The organism is Variovorax sp. 10N420 (genome assembly GCF_056394705.1).
Map to the genome: position 1 here is coordinate 1 of NZ_JBFTIJ010000012.1, position 16,492 is coordinate 16,492.

Sequence of the window (16,492 nt, forward strand, 5' to 3'; positions counted from 1 at the left end):
AGCATCAGCCTGAACATCTCCCAGCCGACGTCGGCGATGGTCTTCTCTCCGGTGGCGATGGTTCCGGCATTGATGTCCATCAAGTCGTGCCAGCGGCGCGCGAGGTCTTCGCGCGTGGCGACCTTGATGACCGGCACCTGCGCCAGGCCGTAGGGCGTGCCTCGGCCCGTGGTGAACACATGCAGATTCATGCCGGCAGCCAACTGAAGCGTGCCGCAGATGAAATCGCTCGCCGGTGTGGCCGCATAGATCAGCCCCTTCTGGCGCACCTTCTCGCCCGGCGAGATCACGCCCGAGATCGGCGCGCTGCCCGACTTCACGATCGAGCCCATCGCCTTCTCGACGATGTTGGACAGGCCGCCCTTCTTGTTGCCCGGCGTGGTGTTGGCGCTGCGGTCTACGCGGCCCTTGTCCAGGTAGGCGTCGTACCAGGCCATCTCGCGGATCATCGCTTCGGCCACTTCGGGCGTGGTCGCGCGCGAGGTGAGCTGGTCGATCCCGTCGCGCACTTCAGTCACTTCAGAGAACATCACCGTGGCGCCCGCGCGCACGAGCAGGTCGGTGCAAAAACCCACTGCCGGGTTGGCCGTGACGCCGGAGAACGCATCGCTGCCGCCGCACTGCACGCCCACGACCAGTTCACTCGCAGGCACGGTCTCGCGGCGCCGCGCGTTCAGGCGCTCCAGATGCTCTTCGGCCTGGCGCATGATCGAATCGATCATCGACATGAAGCCCACGTGCGCTTCGTCCTGCAGGCAGACGACGTCGAGCTTGCTGTCCGCGTTCTCGCCGACGTCCGCCACATTTCGCTCGTCGATCAGAGGAATCGTGCCCGGCGGCATCAGGCGCTCGGGCTGCAGCTTCTCGCAGCCCARGCTCACCAGCATCACYTCGCCGCCGAAGTTCGGATTGAGGCTGATGTTGCGCAGCGTGCGGATCGGCACGACGGCGTCCGGCGCATCRATGGCCACACCGCAGCCGTAGGTGTGCTCCAGCGCCACCACGTCATCGACGTTCGGGTATTTCGGCAGCAGCTCAGCCTTGATGCGCTGCACCGCGAAGCCTGTCACGCCCGCCACGCACTGCACGGTCTGCGTGATCGCCAGGATGTTGCGGGTGCCGACGGAGCCGTCCGGATTGCGATAGCCCTCGAAGGTGTAGCCCTCCAGCGGAGGCATCTCGGGGGGCTTGACCGTCGCGATGGGCAGGCCCGTGAGCTCTCGCGCGGCCGGCATCCTGAGCAGCCGCTCGTGCACCCAGCTGCCTGCGGGGATGTCCTTGAGCGCATAGCCGATGGTGACGTTGTAGCGGCGCACTTCGCCGCCTTCGGGGATGTCCACCAGGGCTACCTTGTGCGCCTGCGGGACCTTGTCGATCAGCGTCAGCCCCGAGGGAAACACGGTGCCGGCGGGCAGGCCGCCGTCGTTGGCCACGATCGCGACGTTGTCACGATCGTGCATGGTGATGTAGAGGGGCTTTGTCATATTGCCCGAGTTGCTCAGGTCGCTCACTTGGCCATCGCTCCTGCGCCCACGGGCGCCCAACGGGCGGTAGGTGTCCGATCGCCGCTTCGAGCCAGCAGGCACACGACCACTGCCGCGATGATGTCGAAGACCGCGAGCACGACGAAGAGCGGGCTGTAGCCGATTTGCGTGACGAGCACGCCGAACAACGCCGTGAACGCGGCAGCGCCCAGGTAGCCCGCCATACCGCCCATCCCCGTCGCCGTGGCGACCTCGTTCTTCCCGAACATGTCGGAGGTGATTGAATACAGCGCGCCCGAGAGCGTCTGGTGCGCGAAGCCGCCGATGCACAGCAGCGCGATCGCCATGTAGGGGCTCTCGACGAAGCCGACGCTGGCCGGGCCGATCATGAACAGCGCGCCGACGACGAAGACCATCTTGCGCGACGTGAACAGCGACACGCCGAAGTACTTGTGGAACAGCGGACTGAGATAGCCGCCCAGCACGCAGCCGATGTCCGCCGCGAGGAAAGGCATCCACGCGAACATCGCCACTTCCTTCAGGTTCATGTGCCGCTCGGTCATCATGTAGAGCGGGATCCAGGCGTTGAAGGTCTGCCAGGCGGGCTCGGAGAGAATGCGCGGAATGCCGATGGCCCAGAAGTCGCGGCTGCGGATCATCTCGGTCCAGCGACGCTTGGTCGCGCCGGCATCGCTGTGCTTGGCTTCCTGGCCGGCGAGGATGTAGTCGCGCTCGGTGTCCGACAGGCGCTTCTGGTCACGCGGATGGCGATACAGCAGCATCCAGACGAAGCTCCAGACGATGCCCAGGCCGCCGACGATCAGGAAAGCCCATTGCCATTGCCCGTGCATCAGCGACCACACCACCAGCGGCGGCGCGAGCAGTGCGCCGATCGACGAGCCGATGTTGAACCAGCCGATTGCAACCGACCGCTCCTTGGCGGGGAACCATTCTGTCGTCGCCTTCACGCCCGCCGGAATGCCGGCCGCTTCGGTGAGCCCCAGCAGTCCGCGAAAGAACGCAAGGCTCTGCCAGTTGGTCGACCAGGCCGCCGCAGCGCAGGCCAGCGACCACGCCAGCGCGAAGAGCCCGAAGCCGAGCTTGGTGCCGATCGTGTCGAGCAGATAGCCCGCGACCGGCTGCATGAATGCATAGCAGAGCTGCCAGGCCACCACGATGTGCGAGTACTGCTCGGTCGTGATGTTCAGGTCTTTCATCAGCGTGGGGGCCGCCACCGAAAGCGTGTTGCGCGCGAGGTAGTTGACGATCAATCCGGCCGAAACCAGAGCGACCATCCACCAGCGAATGCCCTTGATCTTCATTGCGTGTCTCCTTGGTCTTTGCGCGAGTAGTCCAGGCCGACGAAGCTGCCGCCCTGAAAACGTTGGCCCAAGGCATCGAGTGGGTTCGGCCGGGCCAGGATTTCCGCGGCGTACGCCTCCGCGTCTTGCGTGGGCCGAAAGCCCAGGTGTTCGGCGCCGCGGTTGTTCCACCAGCTGCGCTTGTTGGCCGAGACGCCCCACACGACGGTGAACCCCACGTGCTCGGCTTCGATGCAGCGATCGATGAAGTGCAGGAAATCCTCGTGGCCGAACCACGTGCTCAGGTGGCGCGGTTCGGTCGGCCGTTCGAGGCAACTGCCGATGCGCACGCAGACGCTTTCGATGCCGTGCTTGTCCCAGTACATGCGCGCAAGCGCTTCGCCCCAGACCTTGCTCAGCCCGTAGAAACCGTCGGGGCGCAACGCGCAATCGAGGCCGAGATGCTCGGTGACCGGGTACATGCCGATCGCATGGTTGGAGCTCGCGAAGACGACGCGGCGCACTCCCTGCCGGCGCGCACCTTCATAGACCGCGACCAGGGCGCTCAGGTTGTTGTCGATGATCTCGGGCAACGGGCGCTCCACGCTCGTGCCTGCAAGGTGGATCAGCACGTCGACGCCTTCGAGCAGCCGGTCGACCACGGCGCCATCGCGCAGGTCGCCGTGCATCACGTCTTCGCCGTCGACCAGCGGCACGAGCGCCGTGCGGCCGGCGGCGGAGCGCAAGGGGAGCCCTCGGGCGACCAACGCCTTGCGCAGAACGGCGCCGAGCTGGCCGCCCGCGCCGCTCAACGCGATTTTTTTCAACGTAATTTCGGGTGAAGGGGGCATGAAAGTCTCCGTCTACTCATCAGATGTCCTATGACAAGTAGCGACTATGTTCGATCTTCTGGCCGGCTTTTATCAGGGTAAACCCAGGTTTATGCGGGGGATTTGTAGCTGAATGCTGCCACGTGATTGCGAAAACGCGCAACCCATCATTGGATGTCCTACAACAAAGCGACTTGTTGTTGGAAGTGCTAGGACAACCTCCGCACAGTTCTATGATTGGCGCATGCAAGAACCTTCGCCCACCCTTGAGGAAATCTCCGCGGACACCAATCTGCGCGCCGCGTCACTGGCCGGCCGCCGACCGGGCAAGGGGCTGACGCACGAGCTGGTCGAGGCTCTCGGCGGGCAGCTCAAGAGCCGGGCGATCAAGCCAGGAGACAAGCTGCCGACGGAGGCGGTGATCATGCAAACCTTCGGCGTCAGCCGCGGCGTGGTGCGCGAAGCCTTGTCCCGCCTGCAAGCCGCCGGCATGGTCCAGACGCATCACGGGGTCGGAACCTTCGCCCTCGAAGTGGCGGCGCCGGGCCGCTTCCAGTTCGGCAATGCGGCATCCAGCGGCGGCGGCATCTTCGACATGCTGGAGATGCTCGAACTGCGCACCAGCATCGAATCGGAAGCTGCCGGGCTCGCGGCACTGCGCCGAAACGACGAGCATCTTCAGGAGATGCGCAGCGCGCTCGACGACTTCGAAAAGCACCTCGCGACCGTCGGTGAAACGGTATCGCCCGATTTTCGATTTCACCTCACCATCGCACGGGCCACCGGCAACCATTACTTCGGCGAATTGATGAGCCATCTGGGGCTGGAAGTGATCCCGCGCACGCGGATCTCATCGTCATGGCTGAACGTCGAGCAACGCGAACAGCATCTGCAGAAGGTCAATCAGGAGCATCAGGATATCTATGCGGCCATCGAGCGCCGCGATCCCGATGCGGCGCGTGCAGCCATGCGCATCCATCTGGTCAACAGCCGCGAGCGCCAGCGCAAGGCGCACGCGGAGCCCTCGCGCGCGAATTCGGGCGCGAATTCGAGTGCGAGCTCGAACTTGCCCGAGGGCTGAGTCGCGCTCAACGCTCGCCGGCGAACACCTCGGCGAGCGCATAGGGCGCGACCACTTCCAGCTGGTCGAAGCGGCATGCATCGGGCGGCTTGTCGAAACGCCAGCGCATGAAGATGGCGGCGTGCCGGAAGCGCCGTCCCTGCAGATGGTCGTACCTGGCTTCGCACACACGCTCGATGCGCAGCGGTTGCCAGCTCAGATCCTTGCCGCTGCTCCATCGGCTCTGCGCCCCAGGCATGCGCTGCACCGCCTGGCCGTTCGGATCGCCCCAGCGCGCCCACGGATGGCCGTCCAGTGTCTTCGGCCGCAATGGCGCCAGTTCCTTGGCGAGTGCGCGTCGCGTCTCCATGCTGAAAGCCGACGTCGAACCGACATGCTGAAGCACGTTGTCGTCGTCGTAGAGGCCCAGCAGCAGTGAGCCGACCGCATCCTCGCCGCTCTTGTGCCAACGAAAACCGGCGACCACGCAATCGGCGCTGCGCACGTGCTTGATCTTCAGCATGGCGCGCTGGCCCTGGCGATACGGGCTGTCCGCCGGCTTGGCGACAACGCCGTCGAGACCGGCCCCTTCGAAAGACTGCAGCCATCCGACGGCCGTGCCGTGCGAAGTGGTCATGGGCGTGAGATGGATGGGCGGTGGCACGTCCATGAGCAGCGCCTCCAGCAGCATCCGACGCTCATCCTGCGGCCGGTCCGATATGTCCGCGCCGTCCACCGCGATCAGGTCGAAGGCGACGAAAGAGGCCGGGGTCTCGTGCGCGAGCCGCTCGATGCGGGACGCAGCCGGGTGAATGCGCTGCTGCAACGCGTCGAAGTCCAGGCCGTTCGTGCCGGCGACGACGATCTCGCCGTCGAGCACGCAGCCCTCGGGGAGCGCACGCGCGAGCGCTTCGAGCAGTTCCGGAAAGTAGCGATCGAGCGGCTTCGTATCGCGGCTCTGAAGGCGCGCCGAGCCGCCTTCCCGAAACACGATCGCGCGGAAGCCATCCCACTTCGGCTCGTAGAGCCAGCCTTCACCTTCGGGCACTTGCGCCGCAACGGATGCGAGCATCGGTTGCACGCTGCCGAAACGAGGCGCAAATGAATGCTCGGAAGGAAGCTCGGACGCCATGATCGACCCTAGCGCCCGACGCGAAGCGGCTGCTGTAGTCGCAAGCAGACTCAATGCCTCGGCTTCTGTCTCATCCATCACAATCGGCCGGATGTCGACGCGAATCCAGGAAATCAAACGACGGCTGCAGGACGCCGGAGCGGGCCCGCTGCACGAACATCGCGTCCTCAGGCTGTGGTCTCACGCGCTGCCGCGCAGCAGCGGAAAACGCCGGCCGGAGAGTTTCTTCCCGTCATCATTGCTTGCGGCGCTGCCTTCCATCGAGGCTGAACTCGCGGGCCTGGCGCGCATTCAGGCCATCCACCCCGGCGCCGATGGTTCAGAACGCCTGCTGGTCGCCTTGGCGGACGGGCAGACCGTCGAAAGCGTGTTGCTGCCCAGAGAGGGTCTGTGCGTGTCCTCGCAGGTCGGATGCGCCGTCGGTTGCCAGTTCTGCATGACCGGTCGCGACGGACTGCTGCGCCAACTCGGGAGCGCGGAGATCATTGCCCAGGTCGCTCTCGCGCGCACCCGCAGGCCCGTGCGCAAGGTGGTGTTCATGGGCATGGGCGAGCCGGCACACAACCTCGACAACGTGATGGAAGCAATCGATCTGCTCGGCACCGCGGGCAACATCGGGCACAAGAACCTGGTGTTCTCCACGGTGGGCGATCCTCGCGTTTTCGAGCGACTGCAGCAGGGCCGCGTCAAGCCGGCGTTGGCACTGTCGCTGCATACGACCAACGCCGAGTTGCGCAGAAGGCTCCTTCCGCGCGCGCCGAACCTGAGCCCCCAGGAACTGGTTGCCGCCTGCGAGAGTTATGCGCGCGCGACCGGCTATCCGATTCAATACCAGTGGACGCTGTTGGAAGGCATCAACGACAGTGAAGAGGAAATCGAAGGCATCGTGCGGCTGCTCTCGGGCAAATACGGCGTGCTCAACATGATTCCCTTCAACGCCGTGGAGGGCGTGGCGTTCAGTCGCCCATCGGGAGAACGCTGCAAGGCGATTGCGCGCACGCTGCACGAGCGCGGCATCCTGACGAAGCTGCGCTATTCGGCCGGGCAGGACGTCGACGGCGGCTGCGGGCAGCTGCGGGCGCGCGCAGCCGGCGTGCAAGCCGGTGCGCAGGTGAAGTTTCACCGCGCACCGTCCCTGGAGGCATAAGTGGAGTTCCGAGTCGCCGGAGGCTCGCAAAGGCGATCGGGGTGGCGCGGAATCGGTCACTGCTGCCATCTGGCGCGAAGCCTACTGGCGAATGCGTCTCACGCCTAGCCCAACGTCGGGCGTGCAATTGTTTGAACTCCGTCGTTCAATCGCACGCGCGCAAGGTACCCCCACCCGCCATACAGCACCCGTCCCCCCAGATTTCAGGAGACCATTTTGGATGCGACCGCCACTGTTGGAGCTGCCCTCGATATGGCGCGCAGCCGCCTGGCTGGAGCGCCCTCGGTGGCGATCTATGCGGCCAGCGTGATGCAGCTCGAGTACCTGATGGCCGTGCTCGAACGAAAGGCGGCGGTCGACCGTGCCAAGCTGCGCGACATCATGGTCGGGCAATACAGTACGAGAGCGCTTCAACGCTCCGACGCCGTGTTCGCCAACGCGCTGACGGACGCGCAAGGGGTTGCTGCCAGGCTGGCGCAGGGACTCAGGCCCGATTGACCGCGTCAGATTCATGTGGGCCAATGGAGGCAACATGAGACGGCGCCAGTTTGCTTCACTCGTTGGCGGGACTGCGCTTGCATCCCTCCCCGGATTGCCGGCGTTCGCGGGTCCGCTCGCTCGCTGCGGTGCGCTGAACGCGGGAGACGACCAGCTCGTCGATGCCGCGGTGCTGTGCGGGATGGCTGATCAGCTCGCGGTCTCATCCAACATCCATGCCGTGCTGGTCGCCCGCGGAGGGAAGCTGGTGTTCGAGAAGTACTTCAGCGGTCCCGATGAGGTCCCCGGTTTCTTTTCTGGCAGCCGGGTCAAGGATGTCGTCTTCGACACCGACATGCTGCATGACCTGAAGTCGGTTTCAAAGAGCGTTGCGTCGCTTGCACTCGGGATCGCCATCGATCGCGGATTGATCCGCAGCGTCAACGAACCGATCTTCAGCTTCTTCCCCGAGTACGCGGATTTGCGTTCGCCTGAAAAGGATCGCATCCAACTGGTGCACGTGCTCACCATGACGATGGGCCTTGAGTGGGTGGAGGCGGCTCCGGCCACCGAGGAGAACAACGATGAGTCGCGCATGCGGCGGGCGGCAGATCCCTGTCGCTACGTCCTTGGCCTGGCGTCCACTGCGCCGCCAGGCCAAGAGTTTTTCTACAACACGGGGGCGCTTGCGCTGGTGTCCGCCATTGTTCGGAAGGCGACAGGACAGCCTCTGGACGAATTCGCCCGGGAAGTGTTGTTCGAGCCTCTGGGCATCACGCAGTTTGAGTGGCGCCGCGTCAAGGGGCATACGGATGCCGGAGGTGGATTGCGCCTGCGGCCGCGCGACATGGCGAAGATCGGACAGCTTGTGCTCGCGGGTGGGCGATGGAACGGCCGACAAATCGTCTCCAGGGAATGGATCGAGACCTCGACGACCCCAAAGGTCAAGACGACGGACGGTCAGAACTATGGTTATCTGTGGTGGCTCGGCCGCGTCCAGACTCCTGCAGGTGGGGTCCATTGGATTGGCGCACTCGGGCGAGGCGGGCAGTCAATCCGCATCGTCCCCGAGCGCGACCTCGTGGTCGTGGTGACGGCAGGCTACTACCAGGACTACAGCCCGGAAGCGTTCAAGTTGCAGTTCGGGGTTTTCAGGGATGTTCTGCGGGCGCTGCCGCCCCCACGCTGATCGCAGGCCGGCGAGCGCAACGGCGAGACCCTCAGCCCGGAATGTTCGGCTCGACCAGTTGGGCCAATGCGATGAGCGATTCCTGCCAGCCGAGGTAGCACATTTCCGGCGGGATCACCTCCGGGATGCCTTCCTGCACCACCGACATTTCGGTGCCACACGATACGGGCGTGAGCGTCACGGTGGTCTTCATGGCGCCGGGCAGGTTCGCATCATCGAAGGTGGCGTCATAGGAAATGCGCTGGCCCGGAACCAGTTCCAGGTATTTGCCGCCGAAAGAGTGGCTGTTGCCGGTGCCGAAGTTGGTGAAGGACATGCGCCAGGCTCCGCCGACCACCGGTTCCATGCTGTGGACCTTGCCGAGGAATCCGAACGGCGGCAGCCAGCGCTCGAAAGCGGCGGGATCGACAAAGGCGCGATAGATGCGCTCGGCCGGCGCGCGCAGGACGCGGTGCAAACGGACAGTATTGGTACCCATGGATGTTTTCTCCTGAAGTGCAGAGGACGGCCCTCGTTCATACGACGAACGAGCGCGGGGGAAATAGACATGCCGCACGCAGTCTACCTACGACATATGGCATGTCTCGGGCGGAATGGCCTCCGAAATGAACGCTGGATGAACTTTTTCCATTCGCACACCTTCAACTTGTCGGACGACGGCCGATAAAGGAGGAGCTATGGACAAGCCAGAATCAAGACCTTCGCCGGAACTGCTGACCCGCATCCCGAGAGAGAGCGTTCTCCAGGATGATGGGGAGCACATGCTCGTCTCGACGAGAGGCGTGGAGGGCTCGAAGAGCGATGGCCTCCTTCTCCGGCGATGCGATTTTTCGATCGCGGCGCCGCTCGGCTGTGAGTTCCTCGGCCAATACAGGCAGCGGTCGGACGGCCTCTGGCACGCGACCATGCGCACCAGCCCCAGCGGCAATGGCACCTTTGGGCCACCGCAGGCGGCGATCTATGCAACAGAGCTCGACGCGCTGGTCAATCTCTGGGCCAACCGCCGGCATTTTGGTCTGAGCATGCGGGTTTGAGGATGATCTGCCGGGTGCAGCCAGCGCTGCGCGCGCTGCGCGAGATTCGAACAATCATTGCTTGCACTGGCCCAGGCCAATGGGCACCATACCGCTTCACTTTCGAGGACACAGCTTGGCTGAACGAACATCCGCGTCCGGGCGACGCTCCCAGGCGCAACCTATCGTTCTGGTGCTCATGGGAGTCTCGGGCTGCGGCAAGACGACCGTCGCGGCGATACTCGCGGGCCGACTGGGTTGGCCTTTCGAGGAAGGCGATGAACTGCATCCGCCATCGAACGTCGAGAAGATGAAGGCCGGCCACCCGCTCAACGATGAAGATCGCGCGCCCTGGCTGGAGAAGATCGCCGACTGGGTCGACGCGCGCATCGATGCCGGGGAAAACGGCGTCATCACGTGTTCCGCCCTCAAGCGCTCTTATCGCAACGTGATCAACCGCCGGGGTTCGGGCGTGATGTTCGTCTATCTCGCCGGCTCTCGAGAAATGATTGCCACGCGGCTGGCGGCACGCCATGGCCATTTCATGCCGACGAGTCTGCTGGACAGTCAGTTTGCCGATCTGGAGGAGCCTTCGGAGCCAGAGCCGGCGGTCCGGATCGACATCGGACCAGCGGCTGCCGTGCTGTCGCAGTCGATCATCGAAACACTCGGCCTGGAATGAATCCGTCCAACGCGCCGACCGGTCAGCGACGCGCGGCGTCGACGACTTCACGGATCGCGTCGGCCACGATCCGCGGCGGCTGCGGGTCTCGGTGACATGCCTGGCGCCGGGGAAGCGCTTGGCGAGAGCGTCCTGCGCCGAGACTTGCGCCGACCACAGCGCCTCGATGAACTCGGCGGTCACGTTCGGCGGGAAGGCGCCGCTGGCGATGTCTTGGGCGGTGATCGGGGGCTGGTCGGCCGTCAGGATGGTTATCGGCACCTGGCGCACGCTGGCGCTGAAGTCACCTGCTCGAAAGAAGCCACCGTGGCGACGCGTTCCGGCAGGAGATTGATCGACTCGAGCACGTCGCGCCGTGCCGGCGTGAGGGCGTCGTACAAGCCGGGCGATCGCGTCGCGCGCGGGCAGCCGATGGGCAAGGCCGGCAGCTCAGGCACTGGCGGCGGGCCGCACGTGCACTTCCAGGTGATGGATCGCTTGTCGGTCCTGCACGCGAACGGCCTGCCCTACGAGTTCGACGCCTTCATGCTCACCGGACGCACGCCGCCGCTCGCCCAGGTGCTGCCGTACTTCGACACGCTGGAGCCAATCCCGATCTCGACCGCGGTCACGGGCGAACGGCGCAACGCGCTGCCGCTCGGCGGCGATGTCGTGAGCTTTCCGGCCGCTCCCTGAGGGGTCGCTCGATCCACGCTCGCCCGCTGGGGCTGTCGTTCGTTCGCGCGGCGTGAAGCGATCTAGTTGCTTGCATTGGGAAAGAACAACTGCTCGCCGCCGATCTTGTAGCTTGCAATCACCGATTGCCCGGCCGGCGAGGTCACCCAGTCGACGAACTTCTGTGCGCCCGCGCTGTTGAGCTGCGGGAATTTTGCGGGGCTGACGACCATCACGCCATACTGGTTGAACAGGCGCTTGTCGCCTTCGACGAGCACCGCCAGGTCCGCACGGTTCTTGAAGCTCAGCCAGGTGCCACGATCGCTCATCACGTAGGCACCGCTCGATGCAGCGATGTTGAGCGCCGGTCCCATTCCGCAGCCGCATTCCTTGTAGCCAGCCCCCTTTTTGTCGTTAGGCAAAGACTGGGCGGATGGGGCCATGCCGGTTTGCGCCCACAACCGGCGCTCGGCCGCATCGGTGCCGCTGTTGTCGCCGCGTGAGACGAAGGGTGCGTTGGCCGCGGCGATCTTCTTCAGCGCGACGACGATGTCCTTGCCCTTCACGCCGGCCGGGTCGTTCTTCGGCCCGACAAGGACGAAGTCGTTGTACATGACAGGCAGGCGCCTGGCTGCAAAACCTTGCGCGACGAATTTCTCTTCGGCCGCCGTGTCGTGCACGAAGAGCACGTCGGCATCGCCCCGTTTGGCCATGTCGATCGCCTGGCCGGTGCCGACTGCCACGACCTTGACGTCGATGTTGCTGGCCTGCTTGAACGCTGGCAGCAGATGCGCAAACAAACCCGACTGCTCTGTCGAGGTGGTCGATGCCATCGTGATCGTCTCTGCTTGTGCAGCCAAGGCGCTCGCCGAGATGACGAGCGCACAAAATATCTTTCTCATACCAACTCTCCTTTGAGGAACAGGGCGGCTTCGTCCGGCAAAGGGCCGGCGAAGAATTCATGAACAGGCAGATCGACCACGATGCGACCGTGCTCCAGGTAGATGACACGGCTTGCGAGCCGCTTCACCTGACCCAGGTTGTGGCTGGCGAACACCAGCGTGCGGCCATCGGCTGCGGTGCCGATCAATCGCTCGACCTCGCGCTTGGCAGTGGGGTCTAGGCTCGCGGTCGGCTCGTCGAGGAACAACACGTCCGGCTGCAGCACCCATGCGCGCGCGAGCGCCACGCGCTGCTGCTGCCCGCCCGAGAGCGTGCGCGCGTTTCGCCGCGCGAGGTCGGCCAGCCCGACCCGATCGAGGGCAAGGCTTGCCTGGAACTGCGCCTCGCGCCATCGCGTGCCGTGCAGCCAGAGCGGGAGCGCGACGTTGTTGCGGACGCTGGCGCGCAGCAAGTGCGGCCGCTGGAACAACATGGCCTGTGCCCAGCGCTGAACCTTGTTGTCGAATGTGCCCTCGGCATGCGCCACGAGGCCGTGCAGCACGCGCAGCAAGGTGCTCTTGCCGCTGCCGTTCGCGCCGATCAGTGCGACCCGTTCTCCGGAGCGGATCGACAAACTGACCCCGACGAGGGCCTGCACGTGGCCGAAGCGCACGTCGACACCTTGCAGATCGAATAGCTTCACGAGGCCACCTCGATCCGGCGCCGCGCAGATGCATCCAGCGCGCCGCCGTCGACGCGCTCGCGCCAGCCGCGCAATATTGCAATGCCGATGTTGAGCAACAGCACCACTGCCAGCAGCACGAACCCGAGCGCCAGTGCGAGGGGCAGGTCGCCCTTGCTGGTTTCCAGCGCGATGGCTGTGGTCATCACCCGTGTGAAACCGTCGATGTTGCCGCCCACGATCATCACCGCACCGACTTCCGACACCGCACGGCCGAAGGCGGCGATGACCACGGTAACCAGCGCATAGCGCTCGTCCCACACGAGCAGCAACGCACGCATGAATGAGCCGGCGCCCAGGGAGCGCAACTGCTCGCCGTGAGCGCGATCGGCATCTTCGATGGTCTGGCGGGTGAGGGCGGTGACCACGGGCAGCACGAGGATCGTCTGCGCGATCACCATCGCCTTGAAGCTGAAGAGCCAGCCCAGGAAGCCGAGCGGCCCCGAGCGCGACAGAAGCAGGTAGACGACCAGCCCCACCACCACCGAAGGCAATGCCAGCAGCGTGTTGAGCAGTGTGAGCAACACGCCGCGCCCGGTGAAGCGGGTCACCGCAAGGCAAGCGCCCATCAAGAGGCCGAAAGTGCATCCCGCAACGCAAGCCGCTGCGCTGACCGCGAGCGAACGACCGACGATGGCCAGCAATACAGGATCCACCGATACAACGAGGCCCCCCGCCGCAGCGAAGCTATCCGCAAAGGTGTTCACGCTCGGCTTGCAATGTCGATGCGAAAGCCCAGCCGGCTCAGTGCCTCGCGAGCCGCTTCCGATTGCAGCAGGGCGATGAAGGCTTGCACCGGCGCACGGTCCCTGCGCGCCTTCGGCACGACGAAGTCATAGCGCTCTTCCTGGACCGGGATGAAGCCGAGGCCGTATTGCCGCGCGACAGTGTCGATCGCCAGGCCCCAGTCGGCGCGCTGCTGCGTGACGGCGACCGCCACTGCGTTGTGCGACTTGGTCTGCACGCCGTAGCCTGCCGGCCTGGCGCCGTCGAGCAGGCGGTCAATGAGGATGCGCGTTCCGCTGCCGGCGTTTCGATTCACCATCGTGCAACTGGGCTTGTTGATTGCCGCTGCGATGGCGGCGGCAGCATCACGCCCCTCGAAGCGCGCATCCGACGGGCGGTAGACGATGCCTTGCATGCGACCGTATCCGGTGATCAATTCGAGCGCCGGCGTGAGCAGCGGCAGGTTGTAGACACCGGTCGCCGGGTCCATCAGATGAATGCCCGCCAGATCGCATTCGCCGCGCTTGGCGGCCATCAGCCCGCCGGTGCTGCCGACGTTCATGGCCTTGACGCGAAGCCCCTGGCGCGTCAGCTCGCCGATCAGCCAATCGAGCCCGACGCAATGGCTGCCGATGAAGATGAGGTCGGCAGCATCGAGCCTCTGGCTCAGCAACTGCACCTGCACGGGCGCGCCCGCATCGACGATTTCCGTGTGCTGGCCGATGGTGATGAAGCCATCCGCTCCACTGAAGGTGGTGACCGAGCCCGAACCCTTGCCCATCGGATAGGCCGCCATGCCTGCTTCGCTCGGCACCAAGCCGACCAGGAGGTATTCGGTCCGGCCACGCTCGGAATTCACGCGCATGGGCAGCGTGGCCGCCACATGGTTGCGTCGCTCCGGAGGCAGGCCTGCGAAGGCGCGGATCACTGGCGCCAGGAACTCATGGAACGTGAAGACCGCCGAAGTCGGAAACCCCGGCAGGATCACCACAGGCTTGCCCCGCGTGACAGCCAGGCACACCGGCTTGCCAGGCTTGAGCGCGACACCGTGCGCCACCACGCCCGGGTCGCCAAGCGCGGCGACCACCCGATAGGAGAGGTCGCCTTCGCCCTTGGATGTCCCGCCCGAGAACACCACCGCATCGCAATCGAGCCCCCGCATGAGCGCCGCCGACAGCGCAGCCTCGTCGTCCGGAATCACGCCCAGGCGCACGGGCTCGCCACCGAGTTCCTCGACGGCGGCGCTGATGATGGCTGCGTTGGAGTCGTAGACGGCTCCCGTGGGCAATGGCGCGCCGGGCGCAACGATCTCGTTGCCGGTGGAGAAGATGGCGACGCGCGGCTTGCGGTGGGCGCTGACCTTCGCAAGACCGAGCGCCGCGAGCACGCCGATCTCGCGCGAACTCAGAACCTGCCCAGCGCGCAGCACGGTTTCGCCGCGCGCGATGTCGGTGCCGGCGTAGCTGACGTTCTCGCCCGCCGTGGCGACGCGGCGGATCTGCACTCGGCCATCGTCCGCATCGGCATCGGTGTATTCGACCATCACCACCGCATCGGCGCCGCGCGGCAGCATGCCGCCTGTGGCGATCGCCGTCGCCTGGCCGCTTGCCACCTCGTGGCGCGGAACCATGCCCGGCGCCAGCGTCTCTCCGGTGAGCGCCAGCGTGCGCGCCTGCTCCTCCATCGCGCCCCAGGTGTCGGCGGCCTGCACGGCAAAGCCGTCGACATTCGAACGATCGAAGCCGGGCACGTCGATGGCGGCGATCACGTCTTCGGCGAGCACCCTGCCCAGAGCGTCGGCGAGAGAAATGGTCTCGGAGCCCAGTGGCGAGAGCTTCAGGTGCTCGCGGAACCGGCGCTCGGCCTCGTCGCGCGTGACGACATCGAGAAATTGCGATTGGGCTTTCACGGGCACTCGTAGAGATGAACAGTGACTTCAGTCCCGGGCCCGAAGCCTTCGCTTTCGGCGGGAGCGACCACGAAGCCATCGGCCCGCGTGGTCGAGCTCAGCATGGACGCGCCGGACAGCGCAAGCGGCTCGATACCCGATGTGCCGATCTTCACGCGGACGTAGTCGACGCGTCCCACTTGCGAGACGATCTTGCGCGCCACGATGGCGCGTGTCTTGGGGTAGGGCCAGTCGGCGGGCCGCCCGCCGAGTCGACGAATCGCGCGGCCGGCGAAGAAGTCGTAGGCACACAGGCACGAGACGGGATTGCCCGGCAGAAGAAACACCAGCGCGTCGCCCACGCGGCCCATGCCCGCCGGGCTCGAAGGCCGCATCGCGATGCCGTGGATCGCCAGTTCGCCCAGTTCGGCCAGAAGGCGCGGCGCATGGTCCTCGGCGCCCACGCTGGAGCCGCCGGAGACGAGCACGACGTCGGCACCCGCCGCTCCCAGCGCCTGTGCAATGACCCGCGGGTCGTCGCCCAATCGCTGATGCGATTCGAGCAGGCCACCGTCGCGCGCGACCAGGCCACGCAAGGTCATCGAGTTGGCGTCGTAGATCTCGCAAGGCCCCTTGGGTTCGCCGGGCGGGCGCACTTCGTTGCCGGTCACCAGCAGTCGCACACGGGGGCGGCGGACCACCTCCAGATGAGCGAAACCGAGCGAGGCGGCCAAGCCTGTGTCCTGCGGCCGCAGACGCCGGCCGGCGACCAGCGCCGTGGTGCCGCACGCAATGTCTTCGCCGATGTGGCCCACGTGCTGGCCCGGGGCGACGGCCCGCGTGATGGTCAGGCGCCCATCCTGTTCGCTCGCGTATTCGGCCGGCACCACGGCATCCAGTCCGTGCGGCACCGGGGCGCCGGTCATGATGCGCAGCGCTGCGCCCGCGGGCACTGCGCCCTCGAAAGGCCGGCCGGGCCATGCATGCCCCACGAGCGCGAACTCCAGCGGGTTGTAGTCGCCGGCGCCTGTGGTGTCGCTGCCGCGCAGCGCATAGCCGTCCATGGCCGCGCGCTCGAACTCGGGCACCGCGATGGGGGCGATCAGATCACTCAGAAGCACCCGGTCTGTGGCCTCTTCGACCGCCACGGATTCGCCATGCAGCAGCGGCGTATGGGCGTCGATCCAGGCGAGCGCCGCGGGCACCTCCGCGCGCTGCGTGAAGCCGCGCATGCGCACATCGGCGGGGACGGTTCGTTCGGGTGTCGGCATGCGGCCAGTATAGG

Annotated in this window: 16 protein-coding genes and 1 pseudogene; 7 read left to right on the forward strand and 10 right to left on the reverse strand. The window is 65.7% G+C overall.

Translation table 11 applies throughout. The features are described 5' to 3' along the window. The 3 genes from garD to AC1DEK_RS24500 all read right to left on the reverse strand — a co-directional run. Positions 1–1,484, reverse strand: a 1,484-nt coding sequence (gene garD / locus AC1DEK_RS24490) for a galactarate dehydratase (RefSeq protein WP_478127906.1), incomplete at its 3' end; no start/stop codon positions are given. 23 nt (positions 1,485–1,507) lie between these two features. Continuing rightward, positions 1,508–2,806: an MFS transporter gene (locus tag AC1DEK_RS24495; protein WP_478127907.1), complete on the reverse strand. Its 1,299-nt coding sequence runs from the start codon at positions 2,804–2,806 to the stop codon at positions 1,508–1,510. Then, a complete protein-coding gene (locus AC1DEK_RS24500; RefSeq protein ID WP_478128028.1) occupies positions 2,803–3,612 on the reverse strand; it encodes an NAD-dependent epimerase/dehydratase family protein in 810 nt (269 codons plus the stop codon). The genes AC1DEK_RS24495 and AC1DEK_RS24500 overlap by 4 nt, the downstream gene beginning before the upstream one ends. Positions 3,613–3,859: 247 nt before the next feature. Between AC1DEK_RS24500 and AC1DEK_RS24505 the strand changes: the two genes are divergently transcribed. Beyond that, positions 3,860–4,696, forward strand: a complete 837-nt coding sequence (locus AC1DEK_RS24505) for a FadR/GntR family transcriptional regulator (protein ID WP_478127908.1) — start codon at positions 3,860–3,862, stop codon at positions 4,694–4,696. 7 nt (positions 4,697–4,703) lie between these two features. On the opposite strand, the gene AC1DEK_RS24510 is transcribed toward AC1DEK_RS24505, so the two are convergent. Beyond that, the gene (locus tag AC1DEK_RS24510) at positions 4,704–5,807 is read right to left on the reverse strand and encodes an ATP-dependent DNA ligase (protein ID WP_478127909.1); all 1,104 of its coding nucleotides are present in this window, start codon (positions 5,805–5,807) and stop codon (positions 4,704–4,706) included. 91 nt (positions 5,808–5,898) lie between these two features. Here AC1DEK_RS24510 and AC1DEK_RS24515 point away from each other — a divergent pair, with 91 nt between their 5' ends. The 3 genes from AC1DEK_RS24515 (at position 5,899) to AC1DEK_RS24525 (ending at position 8,620) form a co-directional block, all read left to right on the forward strand. Then, a complete protein-coding gene (locus tag AC1DEK_RS24515) occupies positions 5,899–6,954 on the forward strand; it encodes an RNA methyltransferase (RefSeq protein ID WP_478127910.1) in 1,056 nt (351 codons plus the stop codon). A gap of 216 nt (positions 6,955–7,170) precedes the next feature. Further along, on the forward strand, positions 7,171–7,452 hold the full coding sequence (locus AC1DEK_RS24520; RefSeq protein WP_478127911.1) for an immunity protein Tsi6 family protein: 282 nt from the start codon (positions 7,171–7,173) through the stop codon (positions 7,450–7,452). 34 nt (positions 7,453–7,486) lie between these two features. Continuing rightward, positions 7,487–8,620, forward strand: coding sequence for a serine hydrolase domain-containing protein (locus tag AC1DEK_RS24525; RefSeq protein ID WP_478127912.1), 1,134 nt, complete (start codon positions 7,487–7,489; stop codon positions 8,618–8,620). Positions 8,621–8,651: 31 nt separating this feature from the next. Here the strand turns inward: AC1DEK_RS24525 and AC1DEK_RS24530 are convergent, their stop codons facing one another. Beyond that, positions 8,652–9,098, reverse strand: a complete 447-nt coding sequence (locus AC1DEK_RS24530; RefSeq protein ID WP_478127913.1) for an SRPBCC family protein — start codon at positions 9,096–9,098, stop codon at positions 8,652–8,654. Positions 9,099–9,297: 199 nt separating this feature from the next. Here AC1DEK_RS24530 and AC1DEK_RS24535 point away from each other — a divergent pair, with 199 nt between their 5' ends. The 3 genes from AC1DEK_RS24535 (at position 9,298) to AC1DEK_RS24545 (ending at position 10,990) form a co-directional block, all read left to right on the forward strand. Beyond that, positions 9,298–9,654: a hypothetical protein gene (locus tag AC1DEK_RS24535; RefSeq protein ID WP_478127914.1), complete on the forward strand. Its 357-nt coding sequence runs from the start codon at positions 9,298–9,300 to the stop codon at positions 9,652–9,654. 115 nt (positions 9,655–9,769) lie between these two features. After that, positions 9,770–10,315 carry a gluconokinase gene (locus AC1DEK_RS24540; protein WP_478127915.1) on the forward strand — a complete coding sequence of 182 codons (546 nt, stop codon included), beginning with the start codon at positions 9,770–9,772 and terminating at the stop codon, positions 10,313–10,315. A 306-nt stretch (positions 10,316–10,621) separates the two neighbouring features. Further along, positions 10,622–10,990: a M23 family metallopeptidase gene (locus AC1DEK_RS24545; RefSeq protein ID WP_478127916.1), complete on the forward strand. Its 369-nt coding sequence runs from the start codon at positions 10,622–10,624 to the stop codon at positions 10,988–10,990. 62 nt (positions 10,991–11,052) lie between these two features. Here AC1DEK_RS24545 and AC1DEK_RS24550 read toward each other — a convergent pair whose 3' ends face one another. The 5 genes and pseudogenes from AC1DEK_RS24550 to AC1DEK_RS24570 all read right to left on the reverse strand — a co-directional run bounded on the left by AC1DEK_RS24550 (position 11,053) and on the right by AC1DEK_RS24570 (position 16,478). Next, a complete protein-coding gene (locus tag AC1DEK_RS24550; protein ID WP_478127917.1) occupies positions 11,053–11,871 on the reverse strand; it encodes an ABC transporter substrate-binding protein in 819 nt (272 codons plus the stop codon). Further along, positions 11,868–12,488: pseudogene (locus AC1DEK_RS24555) on the reverse strand (ATP-binding cassette domain-containing protein); the annotation flags it as partial. The gene AC1DEK_RS24550 and the pseudogene AC1DEK_RS24555, both read right to left, overlap by 4 nt. A 62-nt stretch (positions 12,489–12,550) precedes the next feature. After that, positions 12,551–13,300, reverse strand: a complete 750-nt coding sequence (locus tag AC1DEK_RS24560; protein ID WP_478127918.1) for an ABC transporter permease — start codon at positions 13,298–13,300, stop codon at positions 12,551–12,553. Beyond that, the gene (locus AC1DEK_RS24565) at positions 13,297–15,228 is read right to left on the reverse strand and encodes a molybdopterin biosynthesis protein (protein WP_478127919.1); all 1,932 of its coding nucleotides are present in this window, start codon (positions 15,226–15,228) and stop codon (positions 13,297–13,299) included. Before AC1DEK_RS24565 ends, AC1DEK_RS24560 begins: the two co-directional genes overlap by 4 nt. Next, positions 15,225–16,478 (reverse strand): molybdopterin molybdotransferase MoeA, encoded by a 1,254-nt coding sequence (locus tag AC1DEK_RS24570; RefSeq protein WP_478127920.1) that lies wholly within the window; start codon positions 16,476–16,478, stop codon positions 15,225–15,227. Before AC1DEK_RS24570 ends, AC1DEK_RS24565 begins: the two co-directional genes overlap by 4 nt. Between the last annotated feature and the right edge of the window lie 14 nt (positions 16,479–16,492).